This window comes from Serratia sp. EC4, assembly GCF_059652115.1.
The window spans coordinates 37,977-52,306 of sequence record NZ_JBNIDE010000002.1; the positions used below are offsets into that span (position 1 = coordinate 37,977).

The window sequence follows — 14,330 nt, forward strand, 5'->3', positions numbered from 1 at the left end:
GAGTGGTCTACATTGAGGAGGTTAGAGAATGACGTTACCGAGTGGTCACCCTAAAAGCCGACTAATGAAACGTTTTGCCAGCTTGGGGCCGTACCTGCGTGAAGGGCAATGTGAAAACGACCGTTTTTTCTTTGATTGTTTGGCCGTCTGCGTCAATGTAAAGCCCGCTCCGGAGAAGCGTGAGTTCTGGGGCTGGTGGATGGAGCTGCAGGCGGAAGAGGCGCGCTTCACCTATTCGTACCAATTCGGCCTGTTCGACAAGGAAGGCGACTGGACGGCGCAAAACATTAAGGATGATGAAGTGAACGCCAAGCTGGAAGACACCCTGCGCGACTTCCATCGCCGCCTGGGCGAGCTGCTGGCGACCATGGAGCTGGGGCTGGAACCCGCCGACGATTTCAAAGAAAAACTGATCAAACTCTCCGCCTGACCCCGTTTGACCACGTATTGTGCTGATTTCGCGTTGTGCCTGTTGGCATAACGCGTCTCTCCTGTTACAAAGACCTTTGCACTCTTCTTCTCATCATTACACACGGCAGAAATACTATGAACGGCAGCCAGACATTGGTTGTGAAATTGGGCACCAGCGTGTTGACCGGCGGATCGCTGCGTCTGAACCGCGCCCACATTGTCGAATTGGTGCGCCAGTGCGCGCAGCAACACGCCGCGGGCCACCGCATCGTCATCGTCACCTCCGGCGCCATCGCCGCCGGGCGCGAACACCTGGGTTACCCCGAGCTGCCCGCCACCATCGCCTCCAAGCAGCTGCTGGCGGCGGTGGGGCAGAGCCGGCTGATCCAGCTGTGGGAACAGCTGTTCTCCATTTACGGCATTCACGTCGGGCAGATGCTGCTGACGCGCGCCGATCTGGAAGACCGCGAGCGCTTCCTCAATGCGCGCGACACCATGACGGCGCTGCTGGACAACCGCATCGTGCCGGTAATCAATGAGAACGACGCCGTCGCCACCGCCGAAATCAAGGTGGGCGACAACGATAACCTGTCGGCGCTGGCGGCCATTCTGGCTGGGGCCGACAAACTGCTGCTGTTGACCGATCAGCAGGGCCTCTACACCGCCGATCCGCGCAACAACCCGCAGGCCGAACTGATCCGTGAAGTGCACGGCATCGACGATGCGCTGCGCGCCATCGCCGGCGACAGCGTCTCCGGCCTGGGCACCGGCGGCATGGGCACCAAGCTGCAGGCGGCCGACGTGGCCTGCCGCGCCGGCATCGATGTGGTGATCGCCGCGGGCAGCAAGCCGGGCGTGGTGGCGGACGTGATCGAAGGCAAACCGGTGGGCACCCGTTTCCACGCGCTGGAAACCCCGCTGGAAAATCGCAAGCGCTGGATCTTCGGCGCGCCGCCGGCCGGTGAGATCACCGTCGACGACGGCGCGGTGGAAGCGATGATGGCGCGCGGCAGCTCGCTGTTGCCGAAGGGCATCCGCGAAGTGAAGGGCGATTTCTCGCGCGGCGAAGTGATCCGCATCCGCAACCTGGCGGGGCGCGATCTGGCGCACGGCGTCAGCCGCTATAACAGCGATGCGATGCGCATGATCGCCGGGCACCACTCGCAGGAAATCAGCGAGATCCTCGGTTACGAATACGGTCCGGTGGCAGTGCACCGCGACGATATGATTGTCAGTTAAGGAGTGAGCATGCTGGAGCAGATGGGGAAGGCCGCCAAGCAGGCCTCCTGGCAGCTGGCGGTGCTGAGCACGGCGAAGAAGAATCAGGTGCTGTCGGTGATGGCCGACAGGCTGGAAGCCAACAGTGAGGCGATCCTGCTGGCGAACGAACAAGACATGGCGCAGGCGCGCGCCACCGGCATGAGCGAAGCGCTGCTCGATCGCCTGCTGCTGACCCCGGCGCGGTTGGCGGCGATCGCCAACGACGTGCGCCAGGTATGCCGCCTGAACGATCCGGTCGGCCACGTGCTGGACGGCAACCTGCTGGACAGCGGGCTGAAGCTGGAGCGCCGCCGGGTGCCGCTCGGCGTGATCGGCGTGATTTACGAGGCGCGGCCGAACGTCACCATCGACGTCGCCAGCCTGTGCCTGAAAACCGGCAACGCAGTGATCCTGCGCGGCGGTAAAGAGACGCACAACACCAACCAGGCGACGGTGAAAGTGATCCAGCAGGCGCTGGAACAGTGCGGCCTGCCGGCGGCGGCGGTGCAGGCGATCGACAGCCCGGATCGCGCGCTGGTGAACGAACTGCTGCGTCTGGATCGCTATGTCGACATGCTGATCCCGCGCGGTGGCGCCGGCCTGCACAAGCTGTGCCGCGAGCAATCGACCATTCCGGTGATCACCGGCGGCATCGGCGTGTGCCACACCTATGTGGATGCCGACGTCGATTTCGACAAGGCGCTGACGGTCATTGAAAACGCCAAGATCCAGCGCCCGAGCGCCTGTAACTCGCTGGAAACGCTGCTGGTGAACCGCAGCATCGCCGCCGAGTTCCTGCCGGCGCTGAGCGCCAAAATGGCGGCGGCCGGCGTGACGCTGCACGCGGCGGAAAACGCGCTGCCGCTGCTGCAGGGCGGCCCGGCGACGGTGGTGCCGGTGAACGCGGAGGATTACGACGACGAATGGCTGTCTCTGGATCTGAACGTGTTGCTGGTGGACGATATCGATCAGGCCATCGACCACATCCGCACCCACGGCACCAACCACTCCGACGCGATCCTCACCCGTTCGCTGAGCAGCGCCGAGCACTTCGTGCGCGCGGTGGACTCCTCGGCGGTGTACGTTAACGCCAGCACTCGCTTCACCGACGGCGGCCAGTTCGGCCTGGGCGCAGAAGTGGCGGTGAGCACCCAGAAACTGCACGCCCGCGGCCCGATGGGCCTGGACGCGCTGACCACCTACAAGTGGATCGGCTATGGCGACGATCTGGTGCGCAGCTAAGGCCGCATTGCGGTCATAAAGAGGTCAGGGCGCAGCGGGCTGCGCCCTGATTTTTTTGTGAAGGGGGCAACGCGCGGCAGTCTGGCTGCTTGCAAAACAACCAAACGCCCCGGTGGCTATTGACTCATTTCGTGCACGGGTCTACCTTGTTCAACGCACTTCCGGCTTGCCCCGCAGGTCCGGCTCGATGCCGATATAGCTCAGTTGGTAGAGCAGCGCATTCGTAATGCGAAGGTCGTAGGTTCGACTCCTATTATCGGCACCACTCCCTCTCCAGACTCCATGTGCTTACCCTTTCGCCGGTTAAACAACCGTTTAATTAATCACTGTTATAATTACCCCTGTTGAGTCTTGATGGGTGAATGTTTTCTCCTCAAGCATTGCGATGCGGCGCTCTGCGGGGCGGCATCCGTTTTTTGGACATGCCGGTGGTTCGGTGAGAAGTAAGGAGAAGTGCACTATGAGCAGAAAAGACAAGCTCGCGGCGGCCCTGCTGGCCATCTTCCTGGGTGGGCTGGGCATTCACAAGTTTTACCTGGGGATGAAGTGGTGGGGGCTGTTCTACCTGCTGTTCTGCTGGACGGGGATCCCGGCGATTGTCGGCTTTATCGAAGGCATTATTTATCTGTTCCAGTCGGAAGAGAAGTTCAACCAGAAATACAATCCTGGTCTGATTTAAGGCTTTGCTGGCGGCGCTTCCTGCTAAGGGAAGCGCCGTTTTTCATTCCGTTATTGTTTCTTCATCATCTTGCCGCGCATTTCTTCACTCATCATTTTATTCGAGCTGGAAATTACGCAGTTATATTGCTTGCCTTGGTTAATGATCATAAAGGTGCTGACCGGATTTTTAAAATCCTTGTCGATGGTGAAATAGATATAGGCCTGCGGCAATGCGGCCGGTTTAAAGGCGCCGAAGGCATACACATCCGCCAGGCCCAGCGCGGAGAGATCGACCGTCAGTTCCATGGGCTTCATGGAATCCGGCGATGGGAACATCGATTTGGCCGACATCATCATGGTGCTGCTGTTGATGGTGTAATCGGTTTTAACCTTCATGCCCATATATTTCGATTCCGGCATGGAAAGTTCTTTTTTGCAGGCGGCGTCATGCTGCGGCGCCGGGCTGCCGTTTTCCATCACGGCGTGCACGTGTTCCAGCGTCACTTCTGCGTTGCCGGTGGTAGGTTGCGCATCGGCCGCGTAAGCCGCGCCGCTGAAGGCGGCCACAGAGGTAAGGATAATGCCCGTAACGATTTTCATTGTCGATCTCCGGAAAGCTAATAATGATATTAATTGCGGTGTGTAGCCTATTGGCCTGATAAAACGCAAAGTGACCCGTTCCGTGGAGATAAAATAGCCTCGGAATTTTTATAATAAATAGCGTTTCACCCACGCGGTACGCGAGGTTTTCTTAATTATATTGAGAGTCTTTATCTTTTGTTTCTCAGTCTGTTTACCTGCATATAAAGAGTACGTATAAACATAGTCAATGTTTAGAATATGCACAAATTATTGCGGTTTTTTTCACTTTCATTTTTCTATTTTTAACAGGGTTATAAATATTGCATTGATAAACAGGGAGTTGTCTTTTCTACGTTAAAATCACGCAGTGAAGCATTATTTATGTAATCTTCATAGTCACAGAAATAACGCTGAAATTATTAACTTTCTATTTAACGGCTAATTATTCATGGTATAGGCTTCAACCGCTTGCGTTTCCTGCGCTAGAATCAGGCGGTTTTCTCGTGGAAAAGGATATCGTCATGGCCGCCTGGGCGCTTTTGATCGTCGGTTGGGTGTTGATTTGGCAGGATCACCCGGTTTGGGGTGTGCTGTGCATCGCGCTGTTTGCCGTGCTGCAATGGGCGAAGTACGCCGCTAAAAGCGGGCAAGAACCCGAAGAGGCGGCAGAGTGGCGCAAGACCGACTGGCATTCGCAGCCGATTGAAATGGCGCACGCCGGCGACAGCGATCGGCAGATTGGCGGCGTGGGGGAACTGGGCATGGGCGGCCCCAGCTTTTGGACGCTGCTGCTGCGCGACGGGGCGATTGTGCATGGCGCCTGTGCCGCGCCGCAGGACGTGGACGACGGCAAGCTGCGCCTGATCCCGACCCGCGGCCGCGAGGGAGAGGGGCTGACGGTCTACGAGCCTGCTGCCCGCATGATGTACGCGCTGCCGGCATTGACCGATCGCGAGCAGGACGCGTTGGCCGCCGGCTCCGCCGAGGCGCTGGCGTGGCTGCGGGAGAAATGCCGGCAGGCGGAGGTTACGCCGTTGCACCTTGTACGCGGTCTGTGGGTGCCGCAGTGGGTAGCGGATCCGGCGGATCGGCTGGAGATCGCCTTACCCAACGGCCGGATGCTGGCGGCGCGCTCGATGTTGCCGGCGGATCTGCGCCAGGCGGACGATCCTGCCGCGCTGCTGCACACGCCGCCTTATGAGCTGTTGCTGGATAACCGGCCGACCGATCGCTTCGTGCGCGATCTTGAACGCGTGGCGGGATCCCCGTCGGGTGACGGCTTGAGCGTCGGCGGCTGCCAGTTCCACGGCGAGCATATCGTCGATGGTCTGTACCATCTGTACTTCGCCGGCGAGTGGTTCAGCCTGCTCTCTTACGCGCATAAACCGGCGGGCGGGCGCGGTTCGGACACCACCTTTTTCGTCGAGCGGGTCGAGCCGCAAGACGGCGGGGTTTTTGTGATTGAATGGGATGCTTACAGCGTGGGGCCCGACGGGCGTGAGCCGCGCGTGCCGGCCCCGCCGGTATTGGTTATCGCGGTGAGTTGGCAGGAAACGCCGCTGCAGTTGCCAACGGCCAACAACCGCGTGACCGTGCGCTTGCCCAACGCCACGGCGTAAGGCTTAAGGCAACACCCTTACTTCGCCGTTGTGCAAGGTCAGCACCGCGATCGGGCTGCCGGAGAAGCACTCCCTAAAGATCCAATCGCTGGGCCGAAACGCCGCCGCAGGCAGGCCGGCCTGCCACTCCTCCCACTGCGGGGCCGGCTTATCCGGCGGTAAAGAGAAAGAGACCAGCCAACCGGCTTCGCAGTGCACCCTTTGGCCGCTCGGGCGGATAAAGGTGTGTGCGCTCGCCAGCTCCATCACCGGCGGTAAAACCTCGAAGGCGATGATCGGCACGCCGGCCACGCTTTGCGGCTGAGGAAAACGCACGGCGGTCACGCCGTTCATCGTGATGGGGCTGTCTTCGGTGCCGGGCTGGCGCGGCTCCTGCCGGTTTACCCAGCTGCCTTTTGGCAGGGTGATTTCACCGAACGGTTTTGTCGCCTCGAGCGTCAGGTAACTGCGCCGATTCCAGCGTTCTTCCGCCCGCTGGCTCTTGAGATCCTGAAGGGCAATGTCGATCAGCATCAGCGCGAACGCCACCGGGTAGATCGCCAGCGCCGAGGCCAACAGATAGCCGCCCCAGGAAAGCGGCGGGCGCGGGCGGCCGCAGCGGGCGGCGGCGTATCGCCAGCCCCACCAGGCGAGCAGGATGCCGGCGAGCAGCAGGGCCAATAACAGCGCCAGCAGGCCGGCGACGCCGGCGCCATAACCTAACAGCATGGCAAGTTCCTTATGTTCACGGCGTGGTGGAGCGATAGCGAACGAAGTAAGGCAGCGCCGGGGTCTCCCCGTCATCGTCATAGTGGCTTTCCGGTTCGATCACGGTTTGGCGCGTGTCGTCGCGCCCGTTGTACCGGTACTCCAACGGCTGTCGGTAGCGCACTTCGGATGAGCGCAGATCGAAAATCAGCGAAAGACGCGCATCGCCGTTATCCGTTTGGGCGACCAGCTTATCGTTGCCCGCCCAGAGCTGATACAGCGATTTATCGCCGGTCTCCAGCAGCACCTTCAACTGCCCGTCGGATTGATAACGCAGAAGCTGATACAGTCCCCTGTCCAGCGTTTGTGCGATCAGGTAGATGCCGCCGTCCGGGGCCTGCGCGCTTTCCTTGACGCGCACCAGCAGCCAATGCAGTTCAGTCACCTCGCCGGTTTTACCGTTAACGGCGATGTGTAACGCGCCGGAGCCGAGCACCGGGTTCATCCAGAAATGCACGCGATCGCCATCAACGGCGGTAAAAATCTCGGGCATGGATTTGCGCTTACCGGAGGCGTAAGCCGTCGGTGAGTCCTCTTCGCCGCGCTCAAAGCCCAGCAGTTGTCGTGCGTCCAGCAGCGCCGGCAGCTCCAGCGTCTGCCGCCAATGGGCGCCGAAGTCCGGGCTGTAGAATACGCCTTCGGTGCTGATGAGATACAGCGCGCATTTTCCCGGTTGCGCCACCAGTTTGCCGCCGACAAAGGAAGGCCGGTTGTCATCGCCTTCCGGCCAGGGGATCAGCGCCCCGATGGTGCCCCGTTGCACGTCAACCAGCCTGCGGCCCTCAGAGAGAAAAAGCACGCACTCCTGTTCGCCGCACACCGCATCGTGGATCAAGTCGTCGAGTTCCCCCAGCATCTGTAACCCTTTTGGGCCGGCAAACAGCACCTGGCTGAGGTAGTTGGCCGCCCAGCCGTAAAAGCTATTGTACGCGCGGTCTTCACTTCTTTTGCTGGTGAGCAGCAGAGCGCCGTCCTGCGCCGGGTAGCTGTGGATGAGATCGTAACGGGCTATCGTCGGCAACGCCTGGTCGCCCTGAGTCCATTGCCACTGCGCATAGCGTTGCTCAGGGGCGAGCAAATAGACGCCCAGCGCGCTGGCCAAAAACAGCGTCAGGATAATAAGGGGTCTTTTATAAAGCGCTAACGTCATCATTTCAGCTCCGTCACCTGAGCCTGCCGCCATAACCTGCGGCGCAGATTTCGCAGGTATTTAAACGTTTTAAACGTGCGGTGCTGGTCAAAAGAGTACAGGCGGCAGATCTGGGCGAACCCCTCGATCAACAGCGCCAGGCCGCTGACCATCAGCATCAGCAGCAGAATAATCGGCGGCAATTCGCTGCCGAGACGCTTCAGGGTCCAGGCATCCAGGTGAAAGCCGGCCGGGGTATCGGCGTTATCCACCACCATCATGCCGAGCACAAAACACGCCACGATTGCCCCAAAAATGAAGACAACGCGCGCGCACAGGTTAAGACCGGCTTCGGTGAAGTAGCGATTGCCGCCGATGAGATAGGTTTGGCGATCGCGATGATTGATGATCCCACGCACTTTAGGCAACTCGGGAATGACGTCGTTCTCGCAATACAGCACCTGCAGCGGATCGCCTTTGGCGATGAAAAGCGGATGTTGCCGACGAAATACCGGATGCAGTTTGGTATTGGAAACGTTGAGCGCGCGGGTCGTCAACGCAAAGTGCGTCTCCTTCTGGCGCCATGCATACGTATCCAAATACTGCACCTGCCGCGGGATCTCATATTGGCAGAGTTCGTAGTTCAGGGCGTTGACCGTCTCGATGCCAGAGGTCTCGACGCCGTCCGGGAGGGGGGGCGCGGTCTGCAGCGGTGCGGTTGCCGGCACAGCGTCTGCGCGGACAGCCCGGTATTTGATGCCGGGGATTTTCAGGCTGAGCGAGCCGGGCGGCGTGACGTCTTGCCCCAGCAGCACGCGATCCAGCGCCCGGAGCAGGCGCCTGCGGCCGCGGTGCCCGATCAGCAGAAGCTCCGAACCGACGAACAGCACTATGCCGATGCCGATAAGGCCGGCGATGATGGCGATAAAGAACAGGACGACGGTCAGCCAGGAATCTTCCCCGTCCATGATGAAAAAGGCCGCCGGGAAACCGCCGGCCAGCACCGCGCCCAGCAGCAGCAGGGCGAAGTATTTCAGTTTGTATTTCAGCGTTCTGTCCGGCTCCAGCCGGCCTTTTGTCCCGTGCAGCAGCCAGTGCAGCCAGTAGCTGCCGTCTTGCAGGCGGTGGGCGCCGATCTTCACCCGATCGCCGGCGGCGAGCCTGGCCAGCAGATTTTCGCTGTCGCTGAAGTCGTCACGGTAAAAAAAGAATGTCTGGCCGGAGGCGATGATCCTCACCAGGTTGTCGGGCGCCGTCTGCTGGCAGGCGCATTGTTCGACGGTCACATTAAAAAATTGGGTTTGCATATCATTCCCTGTCAGCGGGCGTGGCCCGAAAATTCTTCCCTGGCGCCGGCTGATCAGCGCTTTTTCATCAGCGGCAGCATGCGCACCAGCGCATTGTCCTTGACGATATAGTGGTGGAACAGCGCGGCGGTGGCATGCAGGCCGATCAGCCAGTAGCCGAATGACGCCAGCGTTTTGTGCCAGCCGATAATCGTCCGCGCCTGCGGCCGATCGGCCACGTCGGCGAACGGCATCGGCAGGCCGAACAGAAACCACTCCTTGCCGCCCAGATAGCGCGAATACACCCCCAGCACCGGCAGCGTCAGCAGCAGCAGGTAAATCAGGGTGTGCGTCAGGTGCGCCAGGCCGGTTTGCCACTTCGGCGGTTTGGGCGCGATGGCGGGTGAGGGGCGGCGCCAGCGCAGGAACAGGCGGGCGATCATCAGCGCAAACACCGTTACGCCGCAGCTGAAGTGGGTGACAACCAGCACGTACCAGGGGGCGCTGCCCGGTTCGGCAAGGCCCCGCAGTTCGATGGTGACGCAGGTGATGACCAGCAGGATCGCCACCAGCCAGTGCAGGCGAATTTGCCACGGCATGTAGGTGTTCTGCACCGGGTTACCTTTTGATGTTAAAGGGTCAGTGCGCCGATGGTAACGAAATGTTACATCGGAGGAAAGCGCGTGCGCGCAATTTAGGCAAAACGCCAGGTTCAACTCACTTATTAAGCTATTGGTTTAGGGGGATATGCGCCTGGCGATAGGTGAGCTTCGCAAGTTATGAAGCTAATAAACGATAGGTTCAGAGGCTGGCAGCTTATTAAGCGATGAAGCGGATTACGCCGCAGCCCTCGCTGCGGCGCCTGCGATCAGTTCAATTTGGCCTTGGCGAAATCGCTGCCGTTCACGTCCACCACGTAGCCGCTCAGGTTGCTGCGGGTGGCGTAGAACACTTTGCCGGTGGCCAGCGGCAGCCACGGCGCCTGTTTGGCGAAGATCACCTGCGCCTGTTGATACAGCTTGGCGCGCGCCTGTGGCTGGTTCTCCTGGATCGCCTGCTGGATCAGCCGGTCGTAATCCTTATCGCACCAGCGCGCCACATTGGCGCCGCTCTGCACGCCGGCGCAGCCGAGCAGGGTGGCGAAGTTGTCCGGATCGCCATTGTCCGATACCCAGCCGTACAGCGCGCTCTGTTGCTCGCCTTTGCGCAGCCCGGCCAGATACTGGCCCCACTCCCAGGTGACGATCTTGGCTTTCACGCCCACCTTCGCCCAGTCGCTCTGGATCATCTCGGCGATGCGTTTCGAGTTCGGGTTGTAAGGGCGCTGTACCGGCATCGACCAAATGTCGGTTTCAAAGCCCTGTTCCAGCCCTGCCTGCTTCAGCAGCTCGCGCGCCTTCTGCGGATCGTAGGCGTACTCCGGCAGTTTGTCGTTGTAGCCCAGCATGCCCGGCGGCAGCAGCGAATTGGCCGGCGTGCCGCTGTCTTTGAACACCGCGGCGACGATCGCTTTCTTGTCTACCGCGTAGCTCAGCGCCTGGCGCACCAGCAGGTTGTCGAACGGTTTTTTCTGGGTGTTGAACGCCAGATAGCCGACGTTCAGCCCGGTAATGTCGTGCAGCTGCAGGTTGCCGTCGGCCTTGATGGCGGCGAACTGTTCCGGCAGCGGCGCGGGGATGATTTGGCATTCGTTGGTTTTCAGCTTGGCCAGCCGGGTTTGCGGATCCGGCGTAATCGAGAAGATCAGGTGCTTGCTGGCCACTTCGCCCTGCCAGTAGTGCGGGTTGGCGGTGTAGCGGATCAGCGAATCCTGCTTGTACTGCTGCAGCGCAAACGGCCCGGTGCCGATCGGCCAGTTGTCGACGTATTCCGGCGTGCCCTTTTTCAGCATCGCGTCGGCGTATTCGGCGGACAGGATCGAGGCGAAATCCATCGCCCAGTCGGCGACGAAGGCGGCGTTGGGCTGGCTCAGCGTGAAGCGCACGTGATGCTCGTCCACCGCTTCCACCTTGGTGATCAGCTTATCCAGGCCCATGTCGGTGAAGTATTCATAGTTGCCGCCGGAGACCTTGTGATACGGGTTAGCGGGATCCTTCTGCCGCATCACGGTGAACACTACGTCTTCGGCGTTGAAGTCGCGCGTTGGGGTGAAGTATTTGTTGCTGTTGAATTTCACGCCCTGGCGCAGGGTAAAGATGTAGGTCTTGCCGTCCGGGCTGACGCTCCACTCGGTGGCCAGCGACGGGGCGGGGGTTTTATCGCTTTCGCGCAGCGTCACCAAGCGGTTGTACAGCACCTGCGAGGTGGCGATAAAGGTCGGCCCGGAGCTGGAGAGCTGCGGGTTGAACGATTCCGGCGAGGCGACGGTGCAGTACACCAGCGCATCGGAAGCGGCCAGCGCGCCGCCCGCCGACAACAGGCCGCAGCCGGCCAGCACCAATCCGGCGATAGGGTGTTTTAAAAACGTCAAGGCAAGATCCTCAGGTGGAGTGGGCCGTTACCGGCGAATTGATCTAACTATAGATAACGGATGGCGAGATCGGGAACAAGCGTCTCATCGGTGCATTCTGTGCGCCCCGCGTTGCTCGCCTTTACGGCGCAGATCTACACTGCTGGGCAAACAGTCACTCGCAAGGATTTCCCGATGAGCCACTTTCGTCCTGTCACCCTCGAACACGCCAGCCGCCTGCTGAACCACGGCCCGACGGTATTGATCACCAGCCGCAGCCGCGACGGCGCCAAACGCAACGTGATGGCCGCCGCCTGGTCGATGCCGGTGGAGTTCAGCCCGCCGCGCATCGCCATTGTGGTGGACAAAGGGGCGCACAGCCGGCAAATGATCGAGGAGAGCGGCGCATTCGGCATTTGCGTGCCGGCGGCCATGTTCATCGACGCCACCTACGCGGTCGGCAGCGTGTCCGGGCTGGATGACGACAAGTTCGCCCGCTTTCACATCGCCGCAGCGCCGAGCGCTACGCTGCAGGTGCCGCTGATCGAACAGGGTTGCGTGGCGTGGCTGGAGTGCCGCTTATTGCCGGAAAGCGGCGCGCAGGAAAAATACGACACCTGCTTCGGCGAGGTGTTGAGCGCGGCGGCGGACGAGCGGGTGTTCCAGCAAGGGCGCTGGAACTTCACCGCCGCCAATGCGGATCTGCACACCATTCATCATCTGGGGGCCGGCAACTTCGTGCGCAGCGGCGAGACGCTGCGGGCCAAACCGCTTTAATCGGCTTCGCGCCCGCGGTCGGCATCATAGCGCTCGCGGGCGGCGTCCAGCTCGGGGAAATGGTATTCCGCCCATCGGTCCAGCGCAGTCAGCGTCTCGACCAGCGAGCGGGCGACGGCGCTGAGCCGGTATTCCACATGCGCCTGATTCTTTTCACTTAAATCCAGCCGTTCGAGCAGCCCGTTGCGTTCCAGCTGGCGCAGCGTTTGCGTCAGCACCTTCTGCGAAATGCCGTCGATACGGCGCAGCAGCTCGCCGTTGCGCATCGGGCGCTGCGCCAGCGCAGGCAGGATCAGCATCACCCACTTGCCGGAAATCAGCGCCAGCGCATCGCGCGCGGAACACTTGCTCGAATAGACGTCGCCGGGATAAGCCATTGGGGGTTACCTTCAGGTGCGTAATTGCCAAGGGGGCGATAAAGCCACAGCATAACAGCACCACCTTACAACGGGAGACACAGGATGAACGTGCTGATTGTGCTGGCTCACCCCGAGCCGCATTCTTTCAATGCTCATTTGGCCGAACAGGCGCGGCAGGCCTGGCTGGCGCAGGGGCATCAGGTGAAAACGGTCGATCTGTATCAGGAGGGGTTTGATCCGCGCGAGGGCGCCGGCCACTACCCCAGCAGAAAGCAGGCGGACAGGTTCGATGCGATGCAGGAACAGCGCCATCACTGGACGATCCAGGCGCTGCCGGCGGAGATCCGGCGGCATATCGAGTTGCTGCGCTGGGCGGATACGCTGGTGCTGCAGTTCCCTTTCTGGTGGTTCGGCGCGCCGGCCATCATCAAGGGCTGGATGGATCGGGTGTTCGTTTACGGCGGGATCTACGACAGCCGCCACCGCCATGAGAATGGCGTGATGCGCGGCAAGCGGGCGCTGCTGACCGTCACCGCCGGCGCTTCCGCACAGGCCTGTGCGCCGGACGGGCGCGACGGCGACATGCGGCTGATGCTGTGGCCAATCATGCATGCGCTGCACTATATCGGCTTTAGCGTGCTGGAGCCGTTCCTGGTCTATGGCGTGCGCGGCGGGTTGGCGGGTGAAGCTCTGCAGGCGCAAAACGCCGCGTTGGCGCAGGTGACACAGGCGTACCGGGACGGTTTGAACGCGTTTTCCGCCTGGCCGGCGGTGCCGTTCAATCGCAATGAAGATTTTGACGCCGATCTGGCGCTGAAGCCCGGCGCGCCGGTGTACAGCCCGTTCGTGCGGCACTGCGATCCGGCTTAGAACCCGGCCTTCAGCAGTTCCTCGCGCAAATCGTCGATAATCGCCGGTTCGATGTCGGGGAACTGCTGCTGAATATCGGCGATGGCTTCGGCCACGCTGGGGCCTGCGAAAGTGCCGGAGAAGGGCACCAGCGGCAGATTCGCGTCGCTGTCCGGCAGTTCACCGCGGATGGTGCCGGTGATCATGCCCGCTTTTTTTTCCGCCGTGAGGTCGTACTCCCCCACGTTTTTGTCGATCGGTTTCATTGGCCGCCTCGCTGTCGGTGAGTGTTTACCCTGTCTGTTAAAGCATAGTGTTTCAGGCAATGAATACCAATCAATGTATATAATATTAATATAAAACAAAGTGATGCGCGATTTGTCGTTTGACGTTTACCGGGGGCCGGCGCTATGCTCGTGGCGCTAAAGGAACCTTCCTCACTGACAGGGACAGACGACATGAAAAGACTGAAAAGCGCGGCGCTGTTGTTGCCGCTGTTGGCGCTCAGCGCCTGCACTCATCACCTCAGCAGCGCCGAGCAGCATGCCAAACACTACGTTTATCAAACCCGCGACGACTTCGATCCGCAATTCCGCACCGATGTGAACGGCAGCATTAAAAACGCCGTGCCGATGTTCGAACAGTTCTACCAGCAAGGGAAAAAGGATCGCGCGGCGGGCGTGGCGCGCAGCGAGGCGCAGAAAAAGGCCGATTACCTGGCCAGCGCGGAGTTCCAGCAGAACATGGAACACAAAACCATTTTCATCAATCGCGCCTACAGCAGCGCCGACAATCCTAAGCGCCGCCAGGTGCTCTCGCAGGAAGCGGTGGGTGCCTATTGGGACGGCTACGAAGGACGCTGACTTAATCCCTCACAAATAGAAGGTAATAAAAACTGGTCTTCTGGCGGTTATTTGATTATAAAAACCGCCGCTAAGGACGATGTTCATAGATGAAACC

Annotated in this window: 16 protein-coding genes and 1 tRNA gene; 9 read left to right on the forward strand and 8 right to left on the reverse strand. The window is 60.5% G+C overall.

The genetic code is table 11. From position 1 onward, the window contains the following. The first annotated feature begins 28 nt into the window (after positions 1–28). From crl to ACP39K_RS06800, 5 genes are all read left to right on the forward strand, one after another. Entirely contained in the window at positions 29–430 is a 402-nt protein-coding gene (gene crl / locus ACP39K_RS06780; RefSeq protein WP_004930258.1) for a sigma factor-binding protein Crl, read from the forward strand. A gap of 116 nt (positions 431–546) precedes the next feature. Further along, positions 547–1,650: a glutamate 5-kinase gene (proB, locus tag ACP39K_RS06785; RefSeq protein WP_015376738.1), complete on the forward strand. Its 1,104-nt coding sequence runs from the start codon at positions 547–549 to the stop codon at positions 1,648–1,650. 9 nt (positions 1,651–1,659) lie between these two features. Then, positions 1,660–2,913, forward strand: coding sequence for a glutamate-5-semialdehyde dehydrogenase (gene proA, locus ACP39K_RS06790; RefSeq protein ID WP_015376739.1), 1,254 nt, complete (start codon positions 1,660–1,662; stop codon positions 2,911–2,913). A gap of 189 nt (positions 2,914–3,102) precedes the next feature. Further along, positions 3,103–3,178, forward strand: a tRNA-Thr gene (locus ACP39K_RS06795). A gap of 195 nt (positions 3,179–3,373) precedes the next feature. After that, the gene (locus tag ACP39K_RS06800; RefSeq protein WP_015376761.1) at positions 3,374–3,592 is read left to right on the forward strand and encodes a TM2 domain-containing protein; all 219 of its coding nucleotides are present in this window, start codon (positions 3,374–3,376) and stop codon (positions 3,590–3,592) included. Between the two features lie 50 nt (positions 3,593–3,642). Here ACP39K_RS06800 and ACP39K_RS06805 read toward each other — a convergent pair whose 3' ends face one another. Beyond that, complete coding sequence (locus tag ACP39K_RS06805; protein WP_033641199.1) at positions 3,643–4,173, reverse strand: hypothetical protein; 531 nt, start codon at positions 4,171–4,173, stop codon at positions 3,643–3,645. Between the two features lie 485 nt (positions 4,174–4,658). Between ACP39K_RS06805 and ACP39K_RS06810 the strand changes: the two genes are divergently transcribed. Next, the gene (locus ACP39K_RS06810; protein ID WP_243810902.1) at positions 4,659–5,774 is read left to right on the forward strand and encodes a hypothetical protein; all 1,116 of its coding nucleotides are present in this window, start codon (positions 4,659–4,661) and stop codon (positions 5,772–5,774) included. Between the two features lie 3 nt (positions 5,775–5,777). On the opposite strand, the gene ACP39K_RS06815 is transcribed toward ACP39K_RS06810, so the two are convergent. The 5 genes from ACP39K_RS06815 to ACP39K_RS06835 form a co-directional block, all read right to left on the reverse strand. Next, positions 5,778–6,482: a hypothetical protein gene (locus tag ACP39K_RS06815; protein ID WP_033641198.1), complete on the reverse strand. Its 705-nt coding sequence runs from the start codon at positions 6,480–6,482 to the stop codon at positions 5,778–5,780. Positions 6,483–6,498: 16 nt separating this feature from the next. Further along, positions 6,499–7,674, reverse strand: coding sequence for a hypothetical protein (locus tag ACP39K_RS06820; protein ID WP_222398508.1), 1,176 nt, complete (start codon positions 7,672–7,674; stop codon positions 6,499–6,501). Beyond that, on the reverse strand, positions 7,671–8,957 hold the full coding sequence (locus ACP39K_RS06825) for a hypothetical protein (RefSeq protein WP_497008387.1): 1,287 nt from the start codon (positions 8,955–8,957) through the stop codon (positions 7,671–7,673). Before ACP39K_RS06825 ends, ACP39K_RS06820 begins: the two co-directional genes overlap by 4 nt. 53 nt (positions 8,958–9,010) lie before the next feature. Next, positions 9,011–9,535 carry a cytochrome b561 gene (gene cybB / locus ACP39K_RS06830; protein ID WP_497008463.1) on the reverse strand — a complete coding sequence of 175 codons (525 nt, stop codon included), beginning with the start codon at positions 9,533–9,535 and terminating at the stop codon, positions 9,011–9,013. 269 nt (positions 9,536–9,804) lie between these two features. Continuing rightward, positions 9,805–11,406 carry an ABC transporter substrate-binding protein gene (locus ACP39K_RS06835; protein WP_016928942.1) on the reverse strand — a complete coding sequence of 534 codons (1,602 nt, stop codon included), beginning with the start codon at positions 11,404–11,406 and terminating at the stop codon, positions 9,805–9,807. 174 nt (positions 11,407–11,580) lie between these two features. Between ACP39K_RS06835 and ACP39K_RS06840 the strand changes: the two genes are divergently transcribed. Next, entirely contained in the window at positions 11,581–12,162 is a 582-nt protein-coding gene (locus ACP39K_RS06840) for a flavin reductase family protein (RefSeq protein WP_089184280.1), read from the forward strand. Here the strand turns inward: ACP39K_RS06840 and ACP39K_RS06845 are convergent. After that, complete coding sequence (locus ACP39K_RS06845) at positions 12,159–12,539, reverse strand: winged helix-turn-helix transcriptional regulator (RefSeq protein ID WP_016928940.1); 381 nt, start codon at positions 12,537–12,539, stop codon at positions 12,159–12,161. The two genes, ACP39K_RS06840 and ACP39K_RS06845, sit on opposite strands and share 4 nt — an antisense overlap. 84 nt (positions 12,540–12,623) lie before the next feature. Here ACP39K_RS06845 and ACP39K_RS06850 point away from each other — a divergent pair, with 84 nt between their 5' ends. Next, positions 12,624–13,391 carry an NAD(P)H-dependent oxidoreductase gene (locus ACP39K_RS06850; protein WP_033641193.1) on the forward strand — a complete coding sequence of 256 codons (768 nt, stop codon included), beginning with the start codon at positions 12,624–12,626 and terminating at the stop codon, positions 13,389–13,391. Here the strand turns inward: ACP39K_RS06850 and ACP39K_RS06855 are convergent. Beyond that, the gene (locus tag ACP39K_RS06855) at positions 13,388–13,636 is read right to left on the reverse strand and encodes a hypothetical protein (protein WP_016928938.1); all 249 of its coding nucleotides are present in this window, start codon (positions 13,634–13,636) and stop codon (positions 13,388–13,390) included. The genes ACP39K_RS06850 and ACP39K_RS06855 overlap by 4 nt on opposite strands. A 192-nt stretch (positions 13,637–13,828) precedes the next feature. Between ACP39K_RS06855 and ACP39K_RS06860 the strand changes: the two genes are divergently transcribed. After that, entirely contained in the window at positions 13,829–14,233 is a 405-nt protein-coding gene (locus ACP39K_RS06860) for an Exc2 family lipoprotein (RefSeq protein WP_016928937.1), read from the forward strand. Positions 14,234–14,330 lie beyond the last annotated feature (97 nt).